The sequence below is a fragment of the Halomicrococcus pelagicus genome (genome assembly GCF_051917725.1).
GTDB lineage: Archaea > Halobacteriota > Halobacteria > Halobacteriales > Haladaptataceae > Halomicrococcus.
This window is the reverse complement of record NZ_JBQBLX010000002.1, coordinates 125,408-147,912: the sequence shown is the minus strand read 5'-3', so window position 1 is coordinate 147,912 and position 22,505 is coordinate 125,408. Positions and strand designations below refer to the sequence as shown.

26 protein-coding genes and 1 tRNA gene are annotated in these 22,505 nt (G+C 67.2%); 16 read left to right on the top strand and 11 right to left on the bottom strand.

Annotation, left to right across the window (positions count from 1 at the left end):
* Positions 1–31: 31 nt before the first annotated feature.
* The 3 genes from ACTF4R_RS05505 to ACTF4R_RS05495 are packed head-to-tail and all read left to right on the top strand — an operon-like array spanning position 32 to position 3,258.
* The gene (locus tag ACTF4R_RS05505; RefSeq protein WP_440006900.1) at positions 32–2,320 is read left to right on the top strand and encodes an ATP-dependent DNA helicase; all 2,289 of its coding nucleotides are present in this window, start codon (positions 32–34) and stop codon (positions 2,318–2,320) included.
* Positions 2,317–2,817 (top strand): KEOPS complex subunit Cgi121, encoded by a 501-nt coding sequence (cgi121, locus tag ACTF4R_RS05500; RefSeq protein WP_440006899.1) that lies wholly within the window; start codon positions 2,317–2,319, stop codon positions 2,815–2,817. Before ACTF4R_RS05505 ends, cgi121 begins: the two co-directional genes overlap by 4 nt.
* A gap of 60 nt (positions 2,818–2,877) precedes the next feature.
* Entirely contained in the window at positions 2,878–3,258 is a 381-nt protein-coding gene (locus tag ACTF4R_RS05495) for a DUF5789 family protein (protein ID WP_440006897.1), read from the top strand.
* Between the two features lie 58 nt (positions 3,259–3,316).
* Here the strand turns inward: ACTF4R_RS05495 and ACTF4R_RS05490 are convergent, their stop codons facing one another.
* The 3 genes from ACTF4R_RS05490 to ACTF4R_RS05480 all read right to left on the bottom strand — a co-directional run bounded on the left by ACTF4R_RS05490 (position 3,317) and on the right by ACTF4R_RS05480 (position 4,472).
* Entirely contained in the window at positions 3,317–3,505 is a 189-nt protein-coding gene (locus ACTF4R_RS05490) for a hypothetical protein (RefSeq protein WP_147253108.1), read from the bottom strand.
* A 137-nt stretch (positions 3,506–3,642) separates the two neighbouring features.
* Positions 3,643–3,715, bottom strand: a tRNA-Gln gene (locus ACTF4R_RS05485).
* 157 nt (positions 3,716–3,872) lie between these two features.
* Positions 3,873–4,472: a homing endonuclease associated repeat-containing protein gene (locus tag ACTF4R_RS05480; protein WP_440006894.1), complete on the bottom strand. Its 600-nt coding sequence runs from the start codon at positions 4,470–4,472 to the stop codon at positions 3,873–3,875.
* 1,045 nt (positions 4,473–5,517) lie between these two features.
* Here ACTF4R_RS05480 and ACTF4R_RS05475 point away from each other — a divergent pair.
* Together ACTF4R_RS05475 and ACTF4R_RS05470 are read left to right on the top strand one after the other, a co-directional pair.
* Positions 5,518–6,105 carry an IMP cyclohydrolase gene (locus tag ACTF4R_RS05475; RefSeq protein ID WP_440006892.1) on the top strand — a complete coding sequence of 196 codons (588 nt, stop codon included), beginning with the start codon at positions 5,518–5,520 and terminating at the stop codon, positions 6,103–6,105.
* 25 nt (positions 6,106–6,130) lie between these two features.
* Positions 6,131–6,790, top strand: a complete 660-nt coding sequence (locus ACTF4R_RS05470) for a metallophosphoesterase family protein (protein ID WP_440006890.1) — start codon at positions 6,131–6,133, stop codon at positions 6,788–6,790.
* A gap of 122 nt (positions 6,791–6,912) precedes the next feature.
* On the opposite strand, the gene mdh is transcribed toward ACTF4R_RS05470, so the two are convergent.
* Complete coding sequence (gene mdh, locus ACTF4R_RS05465) at positions 6,913–7,827, bottom strand: malate dehydrogenase (RefSeq protein ID WP_440006889.1); 915 nt, start codon at positions 7,825–7,827, stop codon at positions 6,913–6,915.
* Positions 7,828–7,937: 110 nt separating this feature from the next.
* On the opposite strand from mdh, the gene ACTF4R_RS05460 reads away from it, so the two are divergent.
* The 5 genes from ACTF4R_RS05460 to rpiA all read left to right on the top strand — a co-directional run bounded on the left by ACTF4R_RS05460 (position 7,938) and on the right by rpiA (position 11,627).
* Positions 7,938–8,363, top strand: coding sequence for a hypothetical protein (locus ACTF4R_RS05460; RefSeq protein WP_440006887.1), 426 nt, complete (start codon positions 7,938–7,940; stop codon positions 8,361–8,363).
* 41 nt (positions 8,364–8,404) lie between these two features.
* Positions 8,405–8,869 carry a hypothetical protein gene (locus tag ACTF4R_RS05455; protein WP_433628860.1) on the top strand — a complete coding sequence of 155 codons (465 nt, stop codon included), beginning with the start codon at positions 8,405–8,407 and terminating at the stop codon, positions 8,867–8,869.
* 105 nt (positions 8,870–8,974) lie between these two features.
* A complete protein-coding gene (gene hemC, locus ACTF4R_RS05450; RefSeq protein ID WP_440006885.1) occupies positions 8,975–10,090 on the top strand; it encodes a hydroxymethylbilane synthase in 1,116 nt (371 codons plus the stop codon).
* Positions 10,090–10,890 (top strand): uroporphyrinogen-III synthase, encoded by an 801-nt coding sequence (locus ACTF4R_RS05445; RefSeq protein WP_440006883.1) that lies wholly within the window; start codon positions 10,090–10,092, stop codon positions 10,888–10,890. The genes hemC and ACTF4R_RS05445 overlap by 1 nt, the downstream gene beginning before the upstream one ends.
* Before the next feature lie 50 nt (positions 10,891–10,940).
* Positions 10,941–11,627: a ribose-5-phosphate isomerase RpiA gene (gene rpiA, locus ACTF4R_RS05440; protein WP_440006881.1), complete on the top strand. Its 687-nt coding sequence runs from the start codon at positions 10,941–10,943 to the stop codon at positions 11,625–11,627.
* Positions 11,628–11,688: 61 nt separating this feature from the next.
* Here the strand turns inward: rpiA and ACTF4R_RS05435 are convergent, their stop codons facing one another.
* A complete protein-coding gene (locus tag ACTF4R_RS05435; RefSeq protein WP_113274542.1) occupies positions 11,689–11,856 on the bottom strand; it encodes a DUF1931 family protein in 168 nt (55 codons plus the stop codon).
* Positions 11,857–12,030: 174 nt separating this feature from the next.
* Between ACTF4R_RS05435 and larB the strand changes: the two genes are divergently transcribed.
* Together larB and ACTF4R_RS05425 are read left to right on the top strand one after the other, a co-directional pair.
* Complete coding sequence (larB, locus tag ACTF4R_RS05430; protein ID WP_440006879.1) at positions 12,031–12,801, top strand: nickel pincer cofactor biosynthesis protein LarB; 771 nt, start codon at positions 12,031–12,033, stop codon at positions 12,799–12,801.
* A gap of 238 nt (positions 12,802–13,039) precedes the next feature.
* Positions 13,040–13,336, top strand: coding sequence for a GYD domain-containing protein (locus ACTF4R_RS05425; protein ID WP_440006878.1), 297 nt, complete (start codon positions 13,040–13,042; stop codon positions 13,334–13,336).
* 106 nt (positions 13,337–13,442) lie between these two features.
* On the opposite strand, the gene ACTF4R_RS05420 is transcribed toward ACTF4R_RS05425, so the two are convergent.
* The 4 genes from ACTF4R_RS05420 to ACTF4R_RS05405 form a co-directional block, all read right to left on the bottom strand.
* The gene (locus ACTF4R_RS05420) at positions 13,443–15,548 is read right to left on the bottom strand and encodes a heterodisulfide reductase-related iron-sulfur binding cluster (protein WP_440006876.1); all 2,106 of its coding nucleotides are present in this window, start codon (positions 15,546–15,548) and stop codon (positions 13,443–13,445) included.
* 87 nt (positions 15,549–15,635) lie between these two features.
* Positions 15,636–16,343, bottom strand: a complete 708-nt coding sequence (locus ACTF4R_RS05415; protein WP_440006874.1) for an energy-coupling factor transporter transmembrane component T family protein — start codon at positions 16,341–16,343, stop codon at positions 15,636–15,638.
* Positions 16,340–17,038, bottom strand: coding sequence for an energy-coupling factor ABC transporter ATP-binding protein (locus ACTF4R_RS05410; RefSeq protein WP_440006872.1), 699 nt, complete (start codon positions 17,036–17,038; stop codon positions 16,340–16,342). Before ACTF4R_RS05410 ends, ACTF4R_RS05415 begins: the two co-directional genes overlap by 4 nt.
* The gene (locus ACTF4R_RS05405; protein WP_440006870.1) at positions 17,035–17,619 is read right to left on the bottom strand and encodes a biotin transporter BioY; all 585 of its coding nucleotides are present in this window, start codon (positions 17,617–17,619) and stop codon (positions 17,035–17,037) included. The genes ACTF4R_RS05410 and ACTF4R_RS05405 overlap by 4 nt, the downstream gene beginning before the upstream one ends.
* Positions 17,620–17,746: 127 nt before the next feature.
* On the opposite strand from ACTF4R_RS05405, the gene ACTF4R_RS05400 reads away from it, so the two are divergent.
* On the top strand, positions 17,747–18,340 hold the full coding sequence (locus ACTF4R_RS05400; RefSeq protein WP_440006869.1) for a conditioned medium-induced protein 4: 594 nt from the start codon (positions 17,747–17,749) through the stop codon (positions 18,338–18,340).
* A 405-nt stretch (positions 18,341–18,745) separates the two neighbouring features.
* On the opposite strand, the gene ACTF4R_RS05395 is transcribed toward ACTF4R_RS05400, so the two are convergent.
* Complete coding sequence (locus tag ACTF4R_RS05395) at positions 18,746–20,146, bottom strand: hemolysin family protein (protein ID WP_440006868.1); 1,401 nt, start codon at positions 20,144–20,146, stop codon at positions 18,746–18,748.
* A gap of 117 nt (positions 20,147–20,263) precedes the next feature.
* Here ACTF4R_RS05395 and ACTF4R_RS05390 point away from each other — a divergent pair, with 117 nt between their 5' ends.
* The 3 genes from ACTF4R_RS05390 (at position 20,264) to ACTF4R_RS05380 (ending at position 21,771) form a co-directional block, all read left to right on the top strand.
* Complete coding sequence (locus ACTF4R_RS05390) at positions 20,264–20,569, top strand: glutathione S-transferase N-terminal domain-containing protein (RefSeq protein ID WP_433628825.1); 306 nt, start codon at positions 20,264–20,266, stop codon at positions 20,567–20,569.
* On the top strand, positions 20,569–21,081 hold the full coding sequence (locus ACTF4R_RS05385) for a redoxin domain-containing protein (protein WP_440006867.1): 513 nt from the start codon (positions 20,569–20,571) through the stop codon (positions 21,079–21,081). Before ACTF4R_RS05390 ends, ACTF4R_RS05385 begins: the two co-directional genes overlap by 1 nt.
* Positions 21,082–21,189: 108 nt before the next feature.
* Positions 21,190–21,771, top strand: coding sequence for an L-threonylcarbamoyladenylate synthase (locus ACTF4R_RS05380; protein ID WP_440006866.1), 582 nt, complete (start codon positions 21,190–21,192; stop codon positions 21,769–21,771).
* Here ACTF4R_RS05380 and ACTF4R_RS05375 read toward each other — a convergent pair.
* Positions 21,757–22,413 (bottom strand): CRISPR-associated protein Cas4, encoded by a 657-nt coding sequence (locus ACTF4R_RS05375; RefSeq protein ID WP_440006865.1) that lies wholly within the window; start codon positions 22,411–22,413, stop codon positions 21,757–21,759. The two genes, ACTF4R_RS05380 and ACTF4R_RS05375, sit on opposite strands and share 15 nt — an antisense overlap.
* Positions 22,414–22,505: the final 92 nt, after the last annotated feature.

The following is a 22,505-nucleotide window of genomic DNA, read 5'->3' as shown; positions in this document are numbered from 1 at the left end:
GAATCTCGTCGCGGCCGCGAGGTGAGCGCGGGTGAAGTCCGCCGACCTCTCCGGCCTCCCGGAGGGCGTCCCCGAACACCTCGAATCGCAGGGCATCGAGGAACTCTACCCGCCGCAGGCGGAGGCGGTCGAGGCCGGCATCACCGACGGCGAGAGCGTCGTCGCCAGCGTGCCGACCGCCAGCGGGAAGACGCTCATCGCGGAACTGGCGATGCTCTCGAGCGTCGCTCGCGGCGGCAAGGCGCTGTACATCGTCCCGCTCCGGGCGCTGGCCAGCGAGAAGAAGGCCGAGTTCGAGGAACTCGAACAGTTCGGCGTCTCCGTCGGCGTCTCGACCGGGAACTACGACAGCGACGGCGACTGGCTCGCGGAGAAAGACGTCATCGTCGCGACCAGCGAGAAGGTCGACTCGCTCGTGCGCAACGGCGCGCAGTGGGTCGACGACCTCTCCTGCGTCGTCGCCGACGAGGTCCACCTCGTCGACGACCCGAACCGCGGCCCCACGCTGGAAGTGACGCTGGCGAAGCTCCGGCGCATCAACGACGACCTCCAGACGGTCGCGCTCTCGGCGACGGTCGGGAACGCCGACGAGATAGCGGACTGGCTCGACGCCACGCTCGTCGACTCCTCGTGGCGGCCGATCGACCTCCGGAAGGGCGTCCTCTACGGGCAGGCGCTACATTTCGACGACGGCACCGAGCAGGAGCTACAGCGGGGCAACGAGAAGGAGACCGCCGCGCTCGTCCGGGACACCCTGGAGGACGACGGCTCCTCCCTCGTGTTCGTCAACTCCCGGCGCAACGCCGAGGCCGCCGCGAAGCGCCTCGCCGACGTGACGGGCGAGTTCCTCACCCCCGAGGAGCGCGACGAACTCGCCGACGTCGCCGCCGAGATACGGGACGTGAGTGACACGGAGACCAGCGACGACCTCGCGGACGCCGTCGCCGAGGGCGCGGCCTTCCACCACGCCGGACTCGCCAGCGACCACCGCGCGCTCGTCGAGGAGGCGTTCCGCGACCGCCTCGTGAAGGTCATCAGCGCGACCCCGACTCTGGCTGCAGGGGTCAACACACCCAGCAGGCGGGTCATCGTCCGGGACTGGCGACGCTACGACGGCGACGTCGGCGGGATGGCTCCGCTCGACGTGCTCGAAGTTCACCAGATGTTCGGGCGCGCCGGCCGCCCCGGGCTGGACCCCTACGGCGAGGCGGTCCTCATCGCCAAGAACCACGAGGAGCTCCAGGAGCTGTTCGACCAGTACGTCTGGGCCGACCCCGAGCCGGTGCGCTCGAAGCTCGCCGCCGAACCCGCGCTCCGGACGCACATCCTCGCCACCGTCGCCTCCGGGTTCGCCAGCACCGAGGACGAACTGCTGGAGTTCCTCGAACGCACCCTGTACGCGACCCAGACCGACGAGACGGGCCGCCTGGAGGACGTGACGAGCCACGTCCTCGACTATCTCGAACGCAACGAGTTCCTCGAACGCGACGACCGCCTGAAAGCGACCGGACTCGGCCACCGCGTCTCGCAGCTCTACCTGGACCCCATGAGCGCCGCCGAGATCATCGACGGCCTGCGGGACGCGGACGGCCGGCCGACCGCCATGGGTCTGTTCCACCTCGTCGCCCGCACGCCGGACATGTACGAACTCTACCTGCGCTCCGGCGACCGCGAGGAGTACACGGAACTCGCCTACGAGCGCGAGACGGAGTTCCTCGGGTCGATGCCCTCGGAGTTCGAGGACGGCGCCTTCGAGGACTGGCTCTCGGCGCTGAAGACCGCCCGCCTGCTGGAGGACTGGGCGAGCGAACTCGACGAGGACCGCATCACCGACCGCTACGGCGTCGGACCGGGCGACATCCGCGGCAAGGTCGAGACAGCGGAGTGGCTTCTCAACGCCGCCGAGCGACTCGCCGCGGAACTGCAGCGCGACGAGAGCGAGGAGATCCCGGGCGAGGTGACGACCGGCATCCGCGAGGCGCGAAAGCGCGTCGAGTACGGCGTCCGGGAGGAACTGCTCGACCTCGCAGGCGTGCGGAACGTCGGCCGCAAGCGGGCACGACGGCTCTACGCTGCGGGCATCGAGTCGCGCGCCGACCTCCGGAACGCGGACGCGTCCGTCGTGCTCGGCGCGCTCCGGGGGCGGAAGAAGACCGCCGAGAAGATACTGGAGAACGTCGGCCACCAGGACCCGTCGCTCGACGACGTGGAGGCGGACGAGAGCACCGCCGAGGCAGTCACGAACGCCGCCGACGGCGACGACGCCGGTGGCGCGACCGACGAGCGAAGCGACCAGCAGAGCCTCGGTGACTTCGGATGAGGACGGTCGAAGGCGTCGCGGCCGTCGACGACGTGGACGCGTTTCTCGACCGCCTCGGCGCGATCGGAGCGGACCACGACTGTGCGGTCCAGGCGTTCGACGCCCGCTACGTGGCGGGCCGGGACCACCTGGAAGCGGCGGTCGAACACGCGAACCGGGCGTTCGAGCGCGGCGAGAACGTCGCTCGCGACCGATCGATCGAGATACTGCTGTACGCCGCCGGCCGTCGCCAGATAAACCAGGCGCTGGAGATGGGCGTCGGCGAGGGCGAACACCGGGTCGTCGTCGTCGTCGACGGCGAAGCGGGCGACGAAGATGCGGCGGCGACGGCGGTCGCGGACTGCCTGACGCCCGCGGAGACCCTCGGTCCGGACGGCGTCGACCGCGACCGCGTCCGGGAGTTCTTCGCCGTGACGGACGCCGAGCTGGCCGCCACCGACGCCGACCTCTCGGAGCTCGTCCGCGAGCGAGTCGCCCTGCTCGACGTGGAGAAGTAACCGAGGGGCCTCACCACCGTGGCCGCTACCCCTTTCCGGTCGCCGCGTCAACTGTCGGGTATGTCCGGGGACGAACCGAACGCCGACAGGGCACAGGACCGTGCGGTCGAACGCCAGCACGAGCGCACCGAGCGCGTCGAGGAGACGCTCGGTCAGGCCGGCGAGATGCTCGGCGAGCACAAGTACCCCGCGTCCAGCGAGGAACTCGCCGCCGAGTACGGCGACCAGCGCCTCGACCTGGCGAACGAGACGGAGTCGCTGGGGAGCGTCTTCGACCGCCTCGTCGACGAGCGGTTCGAGTCGGCCGACGAGGCCCGTGAGGCGGTGTACAACGAGGTGACCGGCGAGGCCGGCGGTTCGGAGGAGTACAACGACGAGCGGGCGCTGGGCGAACTCGACGACGCCGAGACCGGCGACCGAACCGACGCGAGCGGCCAGTAACTCCACCTGAAACGAAGGGGGTGAACTCGGGGACGGCGGAGCGTTCCGCGACGAAACGTTACTTCGCCGGTTTCTTCGAGGACCGCCTGCTCGCGACGGGAACGACGCACTGGAACTCGCCGAGCGGGAAGAAGCCGGTCTTCTCGCCGTCCTTGTCCTTGATGACGAGACCCTGTTCCGTCTGGTCGAACCCGTGACAGGTAGCGAGGGTGTTCCCCTGCGCTCCGACGACGTGCATCTTTGACATACACGGAACAGTGACGTGCTACGGCCGGAAAACGATGGACGATTGTCGCTCTCGCTGGAAGGTCTCCGGTGGTGTTCCGAACTCGACGGCGGTTCGAGAATGGAGTCCTCTCGTCGGCGGTCGTAGAACGAGGAGAATAGTCCCACCAGGATTCGAACCTGGGTCGAAGCCCCCAGAAGGCTTCAGGATTGGCCGCTACCCCATGGGACTGACATGTTTGCCTCCAACAGCTTTCGCCGTCTCGGCATCCAACCTTAGCACAGTTCTGCATTTGAGTGTTTCGGAGTCCCGTTGATGAGAGGAAGGTAAAACCGCTACTATGGCCAATTTCACCGAGACATGATATCCTTACCCAATACCCGATAACTCATTCTATGCACTTCTCGTCAGTGGGATACGGTCGTGGGTCAACGGTATCCAGGGGTGAGGAGTGTTCTTTCCGATGGCAGTTCGCACAGAGAATGAGGCACTTCTTGATCTCTTCTTCGAGTTGGCTCTTGCTATAGCCGTACGTGACCATTTTCCCGACCGCCATTTCCTTTTCGTCCTCATTCAGATGGTGAAAGTCGAGACAAGCGGGATCAGTTTCATTACAGCGAGCACAGCCACTACTCGATTGCTTGTACCTGTGCACCCACGCTCTGTTCGCCCGTCGTCTATCAAGTGTCTGCTTGCAGTTCTGGTCACTATGCTTGTAGTGCCAGCGCTGATTCGCGCTGAGCTCCTCCCACGTCCGGTCGTCCGGCAGCTCAACCGCCTCGGGTTTCGGCTGTACTCGTGACCCGGTTGACCGGTATGTCTCCAATCCTGCTGCTTCCTTCGCCCGATTCCACCCGTTGAACACACGACCGATGGTTGATGCAGCAGGCGTCAATCCTAGTTGTTCGTACTGTGCTTTCGTCGGCGACTCATCTAATTCAACTGCGGCCTCGCGAAGCGAACTGATACACTCAAATTCAGTTGTCATGTTGATGGAATGCACGACGAGGTGTGCGCCCCACCCATCAGGGCGCACAAAAACTCCCCAGAGCGCTCTCTTTCATAATCGGATTCACGGCTTCTCCACGGCCAGAAGGCTCAGGAATGGACTCTAAGAGACTGGCTCCGATTCATAACTCCTCCTTACGCCCGCAAGAAGTGGGGTCGCTGGCGCAGATACGAGAGTGAGGAACGAAAACAGGATGCGTACGAGAGTAGGTCGGTATTCGACGTTCGAGGCTGAGAACACCTCTAACCCTCGAAAAACGCTCGCTGCGCCAAAAAAGGGACGTGAAAGTAATGGGTCTCTCCACATGAAATACCGCTAGCGAACGTTCATAATCGGGCTCTATCTTGCGATTACAGTGTGCTAGAGTCCGGGAGAGATTGCGAGAAATTTCGTCTCGAAGTACGATATGCCCACTAGAGAACACCGGAACCGACGAGACGAACGAAAACTCACTCGAATGGTATTTACGTCAGCTGGATGATTGGTACGTAATCACGACTCCGCTTGGTGTTACGAACAAGTCAGTAGCCTCTCAACGATACTCATACCCCTACACAACGCGTGTTTTTGAGATATTTACGTTGACAGCGCACTCGACCACCGAACGCTTGGACACGAACAGCACCAGCTCTACCACCATTCAACACGTACTCTCCACCATTCCTGCTACTCGTGTTTTTGTAGTCTCATCCTTACCTATCTACATCACGGCCTTCCCTCCCTCACCAGCACTGCCCAGGTAGTGCAAGGATTCCGCTCTACCTAGCTCCGATTTCTAATCTCATACCGACGCTACTTGCGGAGGTTTCGGTCGAATATGATCCTCTATAAGCGCCGTAGAACTCTCCAATCCAACTTTGGCTGTTCGAGACGGCTTCAAACGGAGTAATGATATCAGAGCTGTCATGGTTGATTGATTTAGAGCCGAATCTGTCCGTGTCGGACCGACATTGCTCGCCCAAGAGAACCCCATGCTGATGCACAAATCGACACCTACTTGCCTAAGAAGTTAGCACGTCCGTGTATGTACGTCGGACGGTTCGTGGTCGTCGGTCCGGAAGTGGGTGCGTACCGCGTCTCCTCGCGGTCGTTCCCGAATCGAAAAGTCGTCGAGCGCGACGGGACGGTCACTGTCGCGCCGACCGAGGACGCCCCGGAGACGGACAACCCCTACATCGCGTACAACTGCCTCCGGTGCGTCGACCGCCCCGACGGCGGTGAGACGGCCGTGCTGGGCAACGGTTCGCACGTCGATCCGATCGCCGAGAAGCTCGAACTCGGCTATCCGGCGCGGGACGCGCTGGCCGAGACGCTGCTCGCGCTGGACTACGAGAAAGACGACTACGACACGCCGCGCGTCGCGGGCACCGTCGGCGAGGAGGCGTACGTCGGCGTCGTGCGCCGGGACGCCCTGCTCGTCGAACGGGTCGACGAGCCGACGCTCGTCGCTACGTACGAGAAGGACGAACCGGAGGCGTTCGCGTTCGGGGCCGAGAGCGCCGCCGACGCGGCCCGGGAGGCGTACGACCTCGACTTCGAGCACGCGGTCTGTGCCGTCGGCGTCGCGCGAACGGACGACGGTTTCGAACGCGCGCTGGAGAACGGGAACTAAGACGGACGCGCCCGTAGGGCGGGGCATGAAAGTCGGCGTTCTCTCGGACGTTCACGCGAACAGGGTCGCGCTCGACGCCGTCCTCGCGGACATGCCGGACGTGGACGCGATGGTGAACGCGGGCGACGTCGTCGGATACAACCCCTGGCCCGCCGAGTGTCTCGAAACCGTCCGTCGCCGGGACGTGCCGAGCGTGATGGGCAACCACGACCGGGCGGTCGCCTCGGGAACGGCGTTCCGGTTCAACAGCATGGCCCGCGCGGGCGTCGAGTACGCCAGCGAGGAACTCTCCGACGACCAGCGCGAGTGGCTGGCCGACCGTCCCGACAGCCTCCGGCTCTTCGACGGTCGCGTCAGGGTCGTCCACGGCCACCCCGACGACCCGGACCACTACACCTACCCCGAGGAGTTCGCCCCGGACCTCCTGGACGACGAGGACGTCCTCGTCATGGGCCACACGCACGTCCAGCACCACGAGGTGTACGACGAGGGTATCGTCATGAACCCCGGCAGCGTCGGCCAGCCCCGGGACGGCGACCCCCGGGCCGCGTACGCCGTCCTCGACCTGGACGACGGCTCCGTCGACGAGCGCCGCGTCGAGTACGACGTCGAGGCGGTCCAGCGGGAGGTGCGCGAGGTCGGGTTGCCGGAGAAGATCGGTTCGCGGCTGGAGCGTGGCCGATAGGTCGACGTGCGACGGGTCGGCGGACCGGGCGTGACGGTCCCGGCTCGGGAAACGACGCTACCGGCGTCCCGGCGGCGAGAAAGGAGACGACCGACGGCCGTCGGAGACGCCCGGACGAGTTCTCACTCGATCTTCTCGTACTGCTCCGCGAGCTTGTCGGCGGCCTCGCCGAGCTGTTCGCGCTCGAACTCGGTGAGGTTCCACTCGACTATCTCGTCGACGCCGTCACTGCCGAGCTTGATGGGGACGCCGAGAGCGACGTCCTCGTGGCCGTACTCGCCGTCGAGCAGGACCGAGCCTGGAAGCACTTCGCCGGTGTCGCGCAGGACGGCCTCGACCATGTGGCCGACGCCGGTCGCGGGACCCCACTGGGTCGCGCCCTTCTTCTCGATGACGTTCATCGCGGACTGTTTGAGTTCGTCCAGAATCTCGCCCTTCTCGTCGTCGCTGAACTCGGGGTCCTTGCCGTTGATGCGGACCTTCGAGAACACGGGGACCTGCGCGTCGCCGTGTTCGCCGAGGATGGTGGCGTCGACGTTCTGGACCGGCACGTCGTAGCGCTGGCTGAGCACGTAGCGGAACCGCGCGCTGTCGAGGCGGCCGCCGAAGCCGATGACCTTCCCGCGGTCGCGGTCGCCGGACTCGTAGAGGTGGCGGTTCAGCAGGTCGACCGGGTTCGAGGTGGTGATGGTGACGAAGTCGTCGTTGTGTTCGGCTATCGAGGAGCCGATGTCTTCCATGATGGGCGCGTTGTCGCCCGCGAGGTCGATTCGCGTCTGGCCGGGCTGGCGCGGGATGCCGGCCGTGATGACGACGACGTCCGAGCCGGCGGTGTCCTCGTAGGTTCCCTGCCGGACGGTCGTGTTCGAGTCGTACGCAGCGCCGTGGTTCGTGTCGGCGGCCTGCCCGATGGTGTCTTCCTCCTTGTCCGGGATGTCGACGAAGACGAGTTCGTCGGCGATGTCCCGGAGCGCGATGTTGTACCCTGCGGCGGCCCCGACGGTGCCGGCTGCACCGACTACGCTTACTTTCGCCATATCACGTAGAAGACGCCCTGCGATTTGGTTAAATCCTCCGGATGCGCCCTTTCCTGCGCACGGTCCGGTCGTCGCGGACACTTATCTTCGCTCGGCGACAACTGGTCGGTATGGCTACGGAACCCGCCACGACGCAGGACGTCCCGACGGTCGACTCGCGCTGGTGGTACGTCGTCGCGGCGACGCCGCTCGTGTTCGTCGTCACGTGGATACTCGGCATCTGGTTCTTCGGACTGGCGCTGTTCAGCGTCGGTCTCGGCGGCGGCGAACCGTTTCTCTTCGGCCCGGTCGCCATCGTCGCCGTCTTCGTCGCGCTGTTCGTCGGCCTGCTCGTCACCGCGATGCTCGTGCTCTTTCCCGTCGCCATCTACCTCGACGCGGAGGCGGTCAACCGCGCCGGAGTAGGATGGCAGCCCGACAGCATCCTCTACGCGCTCGTCGCGGCGGTCAGCGCGGTGGCGACGGGGTTCACGCTGGCCGTCCCGCTCGCGCTCTACTACCTCTGGCAGCGCCACGAGCACGTCGGCGTCCCGTAGGAGCGATACGCGTTTCACGCCCCGGTCCCAACGACGAACGAATGCAGCGCCCGAGACTCGAAGGTGACCGCGTCGGCTCGCGCTGGTGGTACTGGATCGCCGCGATTCCGACCGTGTTCGCCTTCTGGCTCGTGACGGTGGCCTGGGTCGCGCTCGCCATCTCGCTGGAGCCGGGACTGCTCGACGGCCCGGGCTTCGGCGACGACCCTATCAGCAACGCGGCCGTCATCTCGCTGGTCGCGGTCGGCGTCCCCTTCGTCGCGCTCACGGCCATCTTCCCGCTGGCGGTGTTCCAGGACAGCCACGCCATCGACCGGGCCGCCGTCGAGTGGGAGCCGCCGGGCGGCAGCTACGCCCTGCTCGCGCTCGGCGGCTGGCTGGTCGGCGGCGCCGTAGGACTCCTCCTCGTCGACCTCTCGATGGCCATCATCGCCGGGTTCGCCGCCAGCGTCCCGTTCGCGGTCTACTACCTCGAACGGCGTCACGAGCACCTCGGCGTGCCGTGACCCGCGTCCGGCGCGACCGTTCGTCCTCTTCTCGCCGCCGTCCGGCGGCTCTCTCCCCGGCGAGGTGTCGAAGGGGGTTTCACCGTGCAGTGCGCAGGGTCGAACATGAGCAGACGCGGGACAGAGATCCGGCTGGCGACGCGAGGGTCCGACCTCGCGCTCCGGCAGGCGGGCGAGGTGAAGGCGGCGCTGGAGGACCGCCGATTCGAGGTCGAACTGGTCGAGGTCGAGACCACCGGCGACCAGCTGGACGACGCGCTCATCACGGAGTTGGGCAAGACGGGGGCGTTCGTCCGCAGCCTGGACCGGAAGGTGCTCGACGGGGAGCTCGACGGTGCCATCCACTCGATGAAGGACATGCCGACCGAGCAGCCCGACGAACTGGTCGCGGCGGCGGTGCCCGAGCGCGCGAGCCCCCGGGACGTGCTCGTGACGCCCGAGGGCATCGCGCTCGACGAACTTCCATCGGGTGCGACCGTCGGCACGTCCAGCCTCCGGCGGAAGGCCCAGTTGCTGAACCAGCGGCCGGACCTCACCGTCGAACCGCTGCGCGGGAACGTCGACACGCGCGTCGAGAAGCTCCTCGCGCCGACGCTCCAGCGCGAACACGAGCGCCGGACCGAGGAGGAGAAAGAACGCAAGGGCCACGCCGGCGACGACGACTACGAGTTCCCCTACGAGCACACCGTCGAGGAGTGGTTCGAGAACCTGGACGAGATAGAGCGCCGGGCGCTCGAACGCGACGTCGAGACGGAGTACGACGGCATCGTGCTCGCGGAGGCGGGCCTCCAGCGTAGCGGCCTCGCCCACCACGTCGACTACGAACCGCTCTCGACCAGCGAGTTCGTCCCGGCACCGGGCCAGGGCGCGCTCGCGGTGGCGATGCTGGACGGCGAACTCGCCACGGACGTGAACGCGGTGCTCGACCACCCCCGGACCCGGGTCGAGACGACGGTCGAGCGCACCGTCCTCGCGGTGCTGAACGGCGGTTGCGTCGCGCCGGTCGGCGTCCACGCGGTCATCCAGGGCGAGAACGTCCACGTCGAGGCGCAGGTGTTCAGCGAGGAGGGTGACGAGGTCGTGAGCATCAAGCGCGACGTGGCGGTCGAGAGCCACGTCGAGGGCGCGAAACGGGTCGCCGAGGAACTCGCCGACCGCGGAGCGCGCGACCTCGTCGAGGCGGCGCGCAGCGACCCCACCGAAGCCAAGCGGGAGGAGTGATGTCCGGGGACGCGACATCGGACGAGACGACGGGGACGACGCCGGACGACCGCCCGCGCGTCGCCGTCTTCCGCCCGGACGACGAGCGTCTCCGGGCGGCCGTCGACCGCCTCGAATCGCTCGGGGCCGACCCGGTCGCCGACCCGATGCTCGAAGTGCGACCGACGGGCCGCAGTCCGGAGCCGGCCGACTTCGTCGTCCTGACGAGCAAGACCGGCGTGGAACTCGCCGACGAGGCCGGGTGGGACCCGGGCGACGCGGTCGTCTGCGCCATCGGCGACTCGACCGCGGCCGTGCTCCGCGACCGCGACTACGCCGTGGACGTGGTACCCGAGGAGTTCTCCTCGCGCGGTCTCGTCGACACCCTGGCCGACCGCGTCGCCGGAAAGCGCGTCGAGGTCGCACGCAGCGACCACGGCAGCGACGTACTGACCGACGGCCTCGCCGACGCCGGGGCCGACGTGCACGAGACGGTGCTGTACGAACTCGTCCGTCCCGAGGAAGCGGGCGAGTCCGCGACCCTCGCCGCGACGGGCGACCTCGACGCCGCGCTCTTCACCTCCTCGCTCACCGTCGAGCACTTCCTCGACGCGGCGGCCGAGCGCGACGTCCGCGCGGACGCCGTTGCGGGGCTGAACGACGCGGTCGTCGGGGCCATCGGCGAGCCGACTCGCGAGACGGCGCTGACGCGGGGTGTCGAGGTCGACCTCGTCCCCGGGACCGCGTCGTTCGCCAGACTCGCGAGCGAAGCCGTCGAACGCGTCCGCGACGACGACGGTCGGACCGGCGAGCGAGACTGACCCTCCGCCTCGACGCCAGACTTTTTCTCCGGCGCGAGAGAGTCCCGGACATGAAGACGAACGGCGGTAGCGACGCCGCGAAACGCAACGCCGGAGAGAGCGCCGCGGAGGCGGTCACCGACGGTATGATAGTCGGTCTCGGCACCGGAAGCACGGCGGCTCACGCCATCCGCGCCCTCGGGCGGAAGGTCGACGCAGGCCTCGACATCCAGGGAGTCACGACGTCGTTCCAGTCGCGGGAGCTGGCGCGCGAGGCCGAGATTCCGCTGGTCGAACTCGACGAGGTGGTGGAGATAGACGTGGCCATCGACGGCGCCGACCAGTTCTCCGGTCCGCACCTCGTGAAGGGTGGCGGCGCGGCCCACGCCCGCGAGAAGGTGGTCGACGCGGCCGCGAGCCGCCTGCTCGTGGTCGCGGACCCCAGCAAGTTCGTGAAGCAACTCGACCATCCGGTGCCGGTGGAGGTACTGCCGGCGGCACGGCGGACCGTCGCCGCCGACGTGCGCGGACTCGGCGGCGACCCCACGCTACGCGACGCCGAGCGGAAGGACGGCCCCGTCGTCACGGACAACGGGAATCTCGTCCTCGACTGCGACTTCGGTCGCATCGGCTCGCCGGCCGAGCTCGCAGAGGAGCTGTCGGCGCTCCCGGGCGTCCTCGAACACGGTCTGTTCGTCGGGATGGCGGACGAGGTTCACGTCGGCGGCGAGGACGGCGTCGAGGTACAGGAGTTCTAGGTCCGTCGTCAGCTATCGCTTCCAGGTCGAGAAAAAATCGAGAAAGTGTGTCGTTTCGGGTTTACAGGTCGCGCGGCTGGACCGTCTTGCGGTCGTTCGCCTCGGCGCGGCGGGCAGCGTCTTCGAGAAGGTCGTCGACCTCCTCGTCGAGCGCGTCGTAGAAGTCCGACGCGACGTTCTTGTCGTTGAGCGCTTCCTTCACAGCCGCTTTGACGATGAGGTCTGCCATACAGAACCCTCTTCCCTATCCCTCCTAATAAAGCTTCCCAATTCTACCCGCGAACGCGGCTGAGTCGAACACTGACCGGGTATCTGTTACCTGGGCCAAAGAACTTAAGTTCTGGAATATCGAGTGAAGGGGCGGTTCGGGGGATTCGAGTACGTCCGGCACGGAGGGCTGGATATGCGAGAGATACTGGAGGCCGTCGAATCCGGCGATATGAGCGTTTCTGAGGCCGAATCGGAGCTATCGGGGTACGCGACCAGCGAGCAAGGGCGGTTCGACGCCGCCCGCGAGCGACGCCGTGGCGTCCCGGAAGCCATCCTCGGCGACGGGAAGACGTCCGAGGAAGTGCGTGCGCTCGCCGCGACCGCGGTCGAGACGGCGGGGCGCGCGCTGCTCACGCGCGTGAGCGACGACCAGGTCGCGGCGGTGCGTGCGGAACTCGCCGACGCCCATCCCGACGCCGCGGTACGCCACCGGGAGCGCGCGAACGTGCTCGTCGCCCACGCCGCCGACTTCGAACCGCCGAACGTCGACGCCGCTGTCGGCGTCGTCAGCGCCGGCACGAGCGACGCCGTCCCCGCCGGCGAGGCGGTCGTCGTCGCCGAGGAGATGGGTGCCGACGTGACGGAGGTCCACGACGTGGGCGTGGCGTCGCTCGTCCGCATCCTGGACCAGGTCGAGCGGTTGCGCGACCTCGACGTGCTCGTCGTCGCCGCCGGCCGCGAGGGCGCGCTCCCGACCATCGTCGCCGGTCTCGTCGACACGCCCGTCATCGGACTGCCCGTCTCGAACGGCTACGGCCACGCCGGCGAGGGCGAGGCCGCGCTGTCGGGGATGCTGCAGTCCTGTACCGTCCTCTCGACGGTGAACGTCGACGCCGGCTTCGTCGCCGGCGCGCAGGCCGGTCTCATCGCCAGGGCCATCGACGCCGCCGCTTCGTCGGAGTGAACGTAGCGCGCCGGTTCGGTCGCTCGCCGGCGTCGACGCCGCCGAACTCCGTCGAAGCCGAGAATCGGCGCGTTCGCTGAACGTCCGTCAACACCGCCCGTATCTGTTACCGAGCGGGGGAATCTGCATAGCTATTTGTAGAAATACCGAGTAGCCGTAATCGGGCCTTTCGAGCGGGCGTGGGGGGAGGCCGAGTTCCGTCGCGGGCACAGCAACGGAAAACGGGGGACGGTAAACTATGCCAACGTACATCCAGCTCGTCAACTTCAGAGAGGAGGGGACCGAAAACATCGAGGAGGGACCCGAGCGCCTCGACGCTGCCAAGGAAGTGATGCGGTCGTTCGGTGGTGAGATGGACGCCTTCTACCTGACCATGGGTCGGTACGACGCGGTCGTCGTCAGCGAGTTCCCGGACGACGAGTCCATCGCACAGGGGACGCTCACGTACCTGCAGGAAGGAACCGTCGAAACGGAGACGCTGCGCGCGTTCACCGAAGACGAGTATCGCGACCTCGTCGAGGCCGCGTCCGGGTAAGCGTCGCACGAATCGGCTCACGAGAACCGCAACCGTTCTTTTCCGACGGCCGCGGAGTTTCGCAGTCCGTCAGGGACCCGTCCGCCGAGAAAGGGAATCGGAGCGTCTACGACGCGACTGCGACGCGCTCTTCTGCCCCCAGCGCGTCGACGACGAGTTCGGCCACGTCGACGATCTCGATGTCGTCCTCGTAGCCGCCGGTCTTGCGACCGTCCTCGTACATCGTCATGCACATCGGGCAGGCGACGACGAACTTGTCCACGCCGGGGCCGGCGTCGGTGTCCTCGAGCGCCTCGCGGATGCGCTCCTCGCTGGGCTTGGGGTCCTCGTCGAAGTCCATCCAGAGGCCGCCGCCGCCCCCGCCACAGCAGAACGAGTTCGCGCGATTGCGCGGCATCTCGTCCAGTTCGCAGCCAGTGGCGCGGACGATGTCGCGGGGCGCCTCGTACTCGTCGTTGTACCGGCCGAGGTGGCAGGGGTCGTGATAGGTGACGGTGTAGTCGAGTTCCGACCCGGAGAGACCGAGGCGGCCCTCGCGGAACAGTTCCTCGACGACCTGCGTGTAGTGGTAGACGGCCGCGTCGAACTCCTCGTCCATCTCGGGGTACTCGTTCTCGAACGTGTTGTACGCGTGCGGGTCGGTACAGACTATCTTCTCGTAGTCGCACTGGTCGAACGCGGCGACGTTGTCCTCGACGAGCATCTCGTAGAGGCCCTCCTCGCCGACGCGGCGCACGTCGTTGCCGGCGGCCTGCTCGTCCTCGTAGAGGATGCCGTAGGAGACGTCCGCCTCGTGGAGGATGGTGGCGAGCGAGCGGGCGATGCGGCGGTTGCGCTCGTCGAAGGAGGGGTAGTCGCCGACGTACCAGAGGAACTCGACGGACTCCTCGCGGGCGTCGGGCACCTCGAAGTCGAGGTCGTCGGTCCAGTTCGGGCGCGTCCGCTCGGGGTCGCCGAAGGAGTTGCCGTTCTGGAAGATGTTCATCATCGCGTCCTGGACGTTCTCGTCCATCTGGCCGGACTCGGTGAGCCGGCGGTTCATGTCCGTGAAGGAGGTGAGATGCTCGATGTCGACGGGGCAGGCGTCCATGCAGGCCATACAGGACATGCAGGACTCCATCGTCTCGCTGTCGATGACGCTCGCGCCGCCGTCCGCGACGATGGGTTTCTCTTCGGTCCGTCCGGCGTCCAGGTCCTCGCGGTACTGTTTCAGGTCGAGGATGACGTCGCGGGGGTCGAGCGGTCGGTCCGACGCCTTCGCGGGACAGACGGACGAACAGCGGCCGCACTTCGTGCAGGCGTCCTGGTCGAGCAGTTGCCGCCACGAGAAGTCGTCGATGTCGGTGGCTCCGATCTCGTCGGGGCTGGCGTCCTCCGGAACGCCAGGGAGGCGCTTGCCGGCCTTCTCGTCGTGCGTGACGACGTTGGCGAACGACGAGAGCATGTGGAACGGTTTGGCGTACGGGATGGAAGCGACGAACGCCAGCGCGAGAAGGGCGTGGGACCACCAGGTCACGGGGTACCACGCGGCCGCCGTCGACTGAGTGACGCCGGTCATCTGCAACGCGCCGGCGACGAACAGGCCGACGAAACTCACGTCGGCGAACTCGGGGACGCCGGTGCCGAGGATACGAACGCCCTCCGTGACGTAGCCGCCGGTACCGAGCAGGAACAGCGTCCAGATGAAGAGGTCGTCCTCGGCGCTCGTGTGTTTCCCCCAGAGGCGGTGGTTGCGGACCCAGTAGCGCCGGTAGATGGCCATGCCGACGCCGACGACGAACAGCAGGCCCATCGCGTCCATCACCAGCGAGTAGGAGAGGTAGAAGTCGCCGACGAAGAAGGAGTCCTGGCCGAGGGCCTTCGTCCAGAGGTCCATGTCTATCATCAGGATGGTCGTCCCGATGAGCAGCGTCAGGAAGCCCCACAGGATGAACGCGTGCATCAGTCCACCGTAGAGGTCCCTGTCGAACTGCTTCTCGTTGGACCCGACGACCTTCGCTGCCCGTACGACGCGTCCCGGAAGGTTGTCCAGTCGCTCGAACCAGTCGTCCGTGCCGCGGGCGTAGTTCGCGAACCGCTCGTACACTCCGACGGCGAAGATGGCGATGGCGACCGCGGCGAGGTAGTAGAAGACGGCCTCGCCGACGTGGCCGATGCGCCAGAACGTCGGTCGGGTGACGTCGCCCGCCTGCGCCAGCGCGAGGAGTTCCATGTTTTATGAGGAGAAAGGCAGTCGCTTAAGTCTTGCTTCATGTTCGCCTCGTTGCCGTCTTGCGAGAATGAGAAACGAGTTGTGAGTTTACGCGAGCGACCACGCGACCAGCGCCGCTGTCCCGGCGAGGACGGGCACATCCCGGACTCCGACCGAAAGCGGGGGCAGCGTCGGGTTCCACGCGAAACACCGCGCCCGGAGCGCCAGCGCGAACCGGTCGGCGCGCTCGAACGCCCGGGCGAGCCCCGCCGTCGCGACGAGTTGCATTCGCTCGCGCAGGGGGCGCTCGTCGCCGAGCCGCGCCGCCATCGCCGACCGTATCGACCGCAGGTCCGCCTGCAGGACGGGCAGAAACCGGAAGACGAAGGCGATGCCCATCCCGAGGAACTGGCCGGGTCGACCGGGGACGAGGTGCTGGACGGCCGCCCGCGAGTCGCGGGCCGGCGTCGTCCGGACGTAGGCCGCGCCGACGGCGAGCACGAGCAGAACGCGATAGCTCGCCAGCAGGGGTGCGACGGCGTCCCCCGGAACGAACCACGGCGGGCCGAGCGCGAATCCCGCGAGCAGCGGCGACCCGACGAGAAACGGCAACGCGAGCCGGAACTCCGAGACCACCCAGGTCGGCGAGGTACGGGCCGCGGCGAGCGCCAGCGCGGCGACGACCGTGAGGACCGCGAGGCCGCGCGGCGTCGTGTGCGCGAACGCCGCGACCGCGAACGCGGCCTGGAAGCCGAGTTTCGCCCGAGGGTCGAGCGACTCGGCGAACGCGCCCGTCGGCCGGTAGGCGAGCGTCACGGCACGGCCACCCCGAGGTCGGGGAGGTCGTCTCGCACGTCGGCGGGCGCACCGTCGACCGCGACAGCGCCGTCCCGGAGTGCGACGACGCGGTCGGCCAGCCGCACGACGTCCCGGAGGTCGTGCGTGACGACGACCAGGCTCGTCCCCTCGTCGTGCAGCGACGCGAGGCGTTCGAGGACCGACTCGCGGGCCGGGGCGTCGAGGCCGGTGAAGGGTTCGTCGAGCACGAGATGGGCCGGCTCCATCGCCAGCGCACCCGCGATGGCGACGCGCTCGCGCTCGCCGCCCGACAGCGCGTCGATGCGCTCCTCGCGCCGCCCCGTCATCCCCACCGCCGCCAGCGCGTCGGCCACGCGGCGCTCTATCTCGTCGCGGTCGAGTCCGAGGTTCTCCGGACCGAAGGCCACGTCCGCGCCGACGGTGGCCGCGACGAACGAATCGCGGGGGTTCTGGAACACCATCCCCACGCGCGTGCGGGCGGCCACGAGGTCGTCGTCGACCGGCGTTCCGTCGACGAGCACGTCCCCCGTATCCGGGGCGAGCAGGCCGTTGAAGTGGCGGACGAGCGTCGTCTTCCCGCTCCCGTTCGGGCCGGCGAGGACGACGAACTCGCCGTCCGAAATCGTCAGCGAGACGTCGTCGAGCGCGACCGTCTCGCCGAAGCGTGCGGTGAGGTTTCGCGTCTCTATCATTCCGCGGCGATGCGGTCGCTGCGGACGATGCCGACCGCGGCGGCGATCTTGAACGCCTCGAACGGGACGAACGCGAGCGCCGAGAGCGCGAACGCCTCCACGAGGCCGACGTTCTGGACGATAGCGAAGCCGACGGTCCCGCAGGCGTAGATGACGACGGTGCCGACCAGCAGCGCGGCGACGAGGCGGCCGACGCTCGCGGCCTGGGGGTCGCGCAGATCGAGTCCGCCGTGGACGACCGCGCCGATGACGAACGCCGCGGGCGGGTAGGAGAGGAGGTAGCCGCCGGTGTACCCCAGCAGCATGCCGACGCCGGCAGAGCCGCCGGAGAACACCGGTGCGCCGACGACCCCTGCGAGGAGGTAGAGCACCATCGAAGCCCCGCCCCACACCGGCCCGAGGAAGATGCCGGCGAGGAAGACGCCGAGCACCTGCAACGTGACGGGAAGCGACGGTGCGAGCGGGTTCGGGAACGACACGTACGCGAACGCGCCGACGACGGCGGCGAAGAGGGCGGTCCGCGCCACGTTCTCCACAGCCTCCTCGCCGACGAGGTCGACCGACTCGGTTTCGGTTGCCATGTCCCGACCTCTTTCGTCAACTGGAATTATACCTTCGGTTGACGGCCTGTGTTCGCCTCTCCTCGCTCGGAAAATTTCATCGTCACCCCGACAGTTTTTTATAACACCCGGTCATGAGTCACGGCCCATGGACGAGAAGACCGAGGAACTCCGCGACATCTTCATGGACGTGACGGACGAGGAGACCGTCACGGAGACCCAGGAGGCCACCCACGGTTCCCTCAACTCGGAAGCCGACGTGGAACAGCGGTTGCGCGAGGTCGTCGCCCAGATGCGAGACGAGCAGGAGTTCGAGACGGCGCTGTCGGACGAGGAACTCGTGACGGTCGTCCGGGGGTACTACGCCAGCGAGTCCGACGCCGAAATCGCCGACGACCTCGGGGACGCCGACGAAGAGACCGTCGCTCGCGCCCGCGTGGACCTCCACCTCTTCCGCGAGGCCGACGCACCCTTCGACCTCGTCGAACTTCGCGACCTGCTCGAGGACGACGCCACCGTCGCGGACTGCGCCGCCGAACTCGACGCGAGCGAGTCGGCCGTCCGACACTACCGACGCGTCGTCGCGGCGAAAGACGCCGCGAGGACCGTCAACCACCGCTACACCGACGAGTTCGAGAACGTCCTCCGGGACCGCGAGATCTCCGACCGGATGACCGAGAACGTCCAGCAGGACGGCCTGGACGACGCCACGGAGGGGATGGAGACGAACGTCTCCTTCTGAAACGACCTTCTGCTGCGCTCCCTCGCTACGCTCGGTCGCTGGCAAAAGCTCGACCAAAAGTGCCGGAAGACGCAGCGCGTCTTCCGAGCCTTCGTTCACTGCGCTCACGAAGACACTCCTCCCTCCCTTGCTCGCGGCTTCGCCGCTCGCTTTCCGAGACGCGAAGCGCCTCGCATCGGTCGTCGCTTGGCCCGCTCGCTCTCTCGCTCACTTCGTTCGCTTCGGTCGCTCGCGGTGAGCGCGCTACCCCTCTACAGGGGTTCGTCGGGCGACATCCGGTAGCCGGCCGAACTGGCGACCACCGGTAGCTGTTCGGTGAGTCGAATCTCGTATCTCGTACCGCGAGCCGTATCACGTCTGGAACCGAAAGTGGGCCGTTCCAGACGCTGGCACCCTGAAGAAGCGCTACTCGGTGCTCGGTCCGACGCTCTCCTCGACCGCCTCGGACTCGTCGGATTCGTCCTCGGCCGTTGCCTCCTCCAGCCGCGTGATGCGGGCTTTCATGATGCGCGTGTTCTCGACCTGCTCGACGTGGAGGCGGGTGCCGTCGTAGTCGATGTTCTCGCCTTCTTCGACGAGGCGACCGGCGCGGTTGAAGATGAACCCGGCGATGGTCTCGAACTCCTCGCCCTCCGGAAGCTCGATGTCGAGCGCCTCGTTGACCTCGTCGATGTTGAGTTCGCCGCGGACGATTATCGTGTCCTCGTCGACGTACTCGATCGGTTCCTCCTCCTCTCCTTCGAGGATGTCCCCGACGATCTCCTCGACCATGTCCTCCATGGTGACGAGCCCCTCCGTCGTTCCGAACTCGTCGATGACGATGACCATCTGCATCCGGTTCTCGCGCATCTCGGTGAGCAGTTCGTCGACGTTCTTGCTCTCGGGGACGTGCAGCGTCGGCTGGATGACGTCGTCGAGGTCGAAGCCGCTGGCCTCGCCGTACTGCTGTTCGCGCACGAGGTCGCGGATGTGGATGACGCCGATGACGTTGTCGAGGCTCCCCTCGTAGACCGGAACGCGCTCGTGGCCCGACTGGACGAGCGTCTCGATGGCCTTCTGGATGCTCGCGTCTTTCGGCACGGCGGTCATGTCCAGCCGCGGTGTCATCACCTCCTTGGCGATGGTGTTGTTGAACCGGAAGATGCGCTGGAGCATCTCGCGTTCGTCCTCCTCGATGACGCCCTCGCGCTCGCCCGTCTCGATCATGTCCTGAATCTCGTCCCGGGTGACGTAGGACGTCTCGATGGCCGAGCGACCGCCGGTGACGCGGTTGACGATGCGGGTCAGGCGGTCGAACAGGACGACGAGCGGCAGGAGGAGGTACTCGGAGTACTTCAGCGGCTTCCCGATGCGGAGCGCCCACGACTCGGTGTTCTCGACGGCGTAGGACTTCGGCGCGCTCTCCCCGAACAGCAGGACGAGCGCCGTGATGCCGAAGGTCGCGACGGCGACCGCCTGTCCCTGGTTCAGGTAGAGGGCGAGCAGTCCCGTGGCTATCGAGGACATCGCGATGTTGACGATGTTGTTCCCGACCAGGATCGTCACCAGCAGTCTGTGGGGGTCGTCCTTGAGCGCGGCGACCGTCTTCGCTCCGGGCACCTCGTCCTCCACGAGCGCGTCGACGCGATGCTTGGCTAGCGAGAACATCGCTATCTCGGACGAGGAGAAGAACGCCGACAGACCGATGAGTACGACGATAGCGAGCACGCCGAGCCACGTTATCAGGCTGTCGGTCAACTCGATACCGAGTATCCCGGCAGCGGACGACGTCTGCCAGAGTGTGACCTGCGTTAGGGAAAGCGCCATTCAGTAACCCACCTTGGTTGTCGGCGGGATTAACTCTTTATTCTTTTGCCGTTGATTTCCGGGCCGTCGCTGCCGCGGACGAAGCCCTTACGGACGTTTCTCCCCAACGACACGGACATGAGCACAGAGACCGACGAGCCCGCCATCACGCTGTACCGACTGCAGGCGTGTCCGTTCTGCGAGCGCGTGGTGCGAAAGCTCGACGAGCACGACCTCGACTACCGGTCGCGGTTCGTCGAACCGATGCACAGCGACCGCAACGTTGTCAAGCGCATCAGCGGGAAGCGCACCGTCCCCGCCATCGTCGACGAGGCCACGGGCGTCACGATGAGCGAGAGCGCGAACATCGTCGACTACCTCGACGCAACCTACGGCGACGGGGCCGCGACCGACGACGCGGCGACCGACAGGGGTGAGGCCTGATGGTCGACTTCGAGGTCGTCGAACTCGCCGAGACGGACCATCCCGAGGAGGGCGACACCGCGCCCGATTTCACTCGCCCGCTGGTGAACGACGAGTACTGGGAGGACGCCGCGCTCTCGGAGGTGACCGCCGAGGGACCGACGCTGCTGGTCTTCTACACGATGGACGGCGCGTTCCCCGGAACGTACATATGGAACGAGATACGCGACCGCGCCTGGGAGGAAGACCACGACCTGCGCGTCGTCGGCTGCTCCATCTCCACGCCGTACGAGCACGAGACGCTCATCGAGGAGCGCGACATCGACTTTCGCCTGTTCAGCGACCCGGCGGCGACCGTCGCCGACGAGTACGACGTCGCTCACGACCTCGACGGCATGACGGGCGTCCGCGAGCACCGACCGGCCGTCTTCCTCCTCGACTCGGACCGGACCGTCGAGTACGCCTGGGTCGCGAGCGAGTGGCCCGATTTCCCGGACTACGACGCGGTCGAAGCGGCCATCGAAGCGCTGTAACGGCGGCCAGGGTCTCATCGCCGGCGCGGGCAGGCCGGAACCCGTCGCTGCTCCGGGGCGCCGGCGCCACGACCCAACGTCTTTTTTCCGCGAGCGCGAACGCCCGGCATGACCGACATCGAACGTGCCGCCGCCGCGATTCGAAGCGGCGACCTGGTCGTCTATCCGACCGAGACCGTGTACGGTCTGGGTGCCGACGCGCTGGACGAAGACGCCATCGAACGAGTGTTCGCCGCGAAGCAGCGGTCCCGTGAGGACCCGATTTCGCTGGCCGTCCCCGACGTGGAGGCCGCGCGGGAGTACGTCAGGCTCACGGAGCGCGAGCGGCGGTTCGCGCGCGAGTTCCTGCCCGGTCCCGTCACCCTTCTCTGTCGGAAAACCGACGCCGTGCCGGACGTGCTCACCGCCGGCCGGGAGCGCGTCGGCGTCCGCATCCCGGACCACGACCTCGCGCTCGCGCTCCTCCGCGAGGTCGCGCCCGTCACGAGCACGAGCGCGAACGTGAGCGGCCGGGCGAGCGCGCGCCGCCTCGCGGACCTCGACCCCGAAATCCGGGAGGCCGCCGCGGTCGTCCTCGACGGCGGCGAGACGGGCGGCACGGGAAGCACGGTCGTGAACGTCGCGTCCGGCGAGATTCTCCGTCGGGGGTCGAACGCCGACGCGGTCGCCGCGTGGCTAGCCGAGCAGTGACCGCAGCGAGCGCGTCTTCACGCCGCACTCGGCGCGGTACTCGCAGGCGTCGCACTTCGCGTCGTTCCGCAGTCGTGGCGGCGGGCCGTCGATGGCCCGGGCCGTCCGGAGCGCGCGCCGGTAGGCGGCCTTGCGGCGGGTCGTGAGGTCGATCTCGCGGACGATTCCGTACGCGGGGTACTCGACGAACGCGCGGTCGACCGCCGTCTCGTGCTCCCAGGCGAGCGCCTTCGCTGCGGCGACGGCGCGGACGCTCTGTGGCTCCCAGACGCCCTGGTTCGGCGGAGCGCCGGTGAACACCATCGACGGCACCGGTGCGTCGCGGTCGAGCACCTTGTGGACGACGCCCCGGCAGTCCTTGCCCTCGACCAGTCGCTCGCGCTCGTCGGGGGTACAGAGCTGCGACCAGGCGTCGCCGTCAGCGGCGCGTTCGAGATTCGCCCGGAACTCCTCGGGCGAGAGTTCGAGGGGCAGGTCGGCGAGGTCCGTCGGACTCGCGTCGAGCAGGCGGTCGTACTCGAAGGCGAGTTCGCGGCGGTCGACGACGCGGTCCGGAACGTCGACCGTATCGCGGCGCTGGTAGTAGAGTTTCCGGGGACAGTACGCGGCGGTTTCGAGTTCGTAGAACGGGCGCTTCGACACGCCGGGGTTGGTCCCGTTCCCGTACTTAAATCTCCGCACGAAGCGGGAGCCGGTCTCTCCGGCGCGTTCCGGAGGGAAAGGCGCAAGAGGCC

Coding starts and splice junctions, on each gene's coding strand:
- larB (WP_440006879.1), top strand. CDS start 12,031: ATGCGAGAGATACTGGAGGCCGTCGAATCCGGCGATATGAGCGTTTCT.
- mdh (WP_440006889.1), bottom strand. CDS start 7,827: ATGGCGAAAGTAAGCGTAGTCGGTGCAGCCGGCACCGTCGGGGCCGCC.
- cgi121 (WP_440006899.1), top strand. CDS start 2,317: ATGAGGACGGTCGAAGGCGTCGCGGCCGTCGACGACGTGGACGCGTTT.
- ACTF4R_RS05435 (WP_113274542.1), bottom strand. CDS start 11,856: ATGGCAGACCTCATCGTCAAAGCGGCTGTGAAGGAAGCGCTCAACGAC.
- ACTF4R_RS05380 (WP_440006866.1), top strand. CDS start 21,190: ATGACCGACATCGAACGTGCCGCCGCCGCGATTCGAAGCGGCGACCTG.
- ACTF4R_RS05490 (WP_147253108.1), bottom strand. CDS start 3,505: ATGTCAAAGATGCACGTCGTCGGAGCGCAGGGGAACACCCTCGCTACC.
- ACTF4R_RS05410 (WP_440006872.1), bottom strand. CDS start 17,038: ATGATAGAGACGCGAAACCTCACCGCACGCTTCGGCGAGACGGTCGCG.
- ACTF4R_RS05455 (WP_433628860.1), top strand. CDS start 8,405: ATGCAGCGCCCGAGACTCGAAGGTGACCGCGTCGGCTCGCGCTGGTGG.
- ACTF4R_RS05475 (WP_440006892.1), top strand. CDS start 5,518: ATGTACGTCGGACGGTTCGTGGTCGTCGGTCCGGAAGTGGGTGCGTAC.
- ACTF4R_RS05390 (WP_433628825.1), top strand. CDS start 20,264: ATGAGCACAGAGACCGACGAGCCCGCCATCACGCTGTACCGACTGCAG.
- ACTF4R_RS05400 (WP_440006869.1), top strand. CDS start 17,747: ATGGACGAGAAGACCGAGGAACTCCGCGACATCTTCATGGACGTGACG.
- ACTF4R_RS05460 (WP_440006887.1), top strand. CDS start 7,938: ATGGCTACGGAACCCGCCACGACGCAGGACGTCCCGACGGTCGACTCG.
- ACTF4R_RS05405 (WP_440006870.1), bottom strand. CDS start 17,619: ATGGCAACCGAAACCGAGTCGGTCGACCTCGTCGGCGAGGAGGCTGTG.
- ACTF4R_RS05420 (WP_440006876.1), bottom strand. CDS start 15,548: ATGGAACTCCTCGCGCTGGCGCAGGCGGGCGACGTCACCCGACCGACG.
- ACTF4R_RS05470 (WP_440006890.1), top strand. CDS start 6,131: ATGAAAGTCGGCGTTCTCTCGGACGTTCACGCGAACAGGGTCGCGCTC.
- hemC (WP_440006885.1), top strand. CDS start 8,975: ATGAGCAGACGCGGGACAGAGATCCGGCTGGCGACGCGAGGGTCCGAC.
- ACTF4R_RS05395 (WP_440006868.1), bottom strand. CDS start 20,146: ATGGCGCTTTCCCTAACGCAGGTCACACTCTGGCAGACGTCGTCCGCT.
- ACTF4R_RS05480 (WP_440006894.1), bottom strand. CDS start 4,472: ATGACAACTGAATTTGAGTGTATCAGTTCGCTTCGCGAGGCCGCAGTT.
- ACTF4R_RS05445 (WP_440006883.1), top strand. CDS start 10,090: ATGTCCGGGGACGCGACATCGGACGAGACGACGGGGACGACGCCGGAC.
- ACTF4R_RS05385 (WP_440006867.1), top strand. CDS start 20,569: ATGGTCGACTTCGAGGTCGTCGAACTCGCCGAGACGGACCATCCCGAG.
- ACTF4R_RS05425 (WP_440006878.1), top strand. CDS start 13,040: ATGCCAACGTACATCCAGCTCGTCAACTTCAGAGAGGAGGGGACCGAA.
- ACTF4R_RS05495 (WP_440006897.1), top strand. CDS start 2,878: ATGTCCGGGGACGAACCGAACGCCGACAGGGCACAGGACCGTGCGGTC.
- rpiA (WP_440006881.1), top strand. CDS start 10,941: ATGAAGACGAACGGCGGTAGCGACGCCGCGAAACGCAACGCCGGAGAG.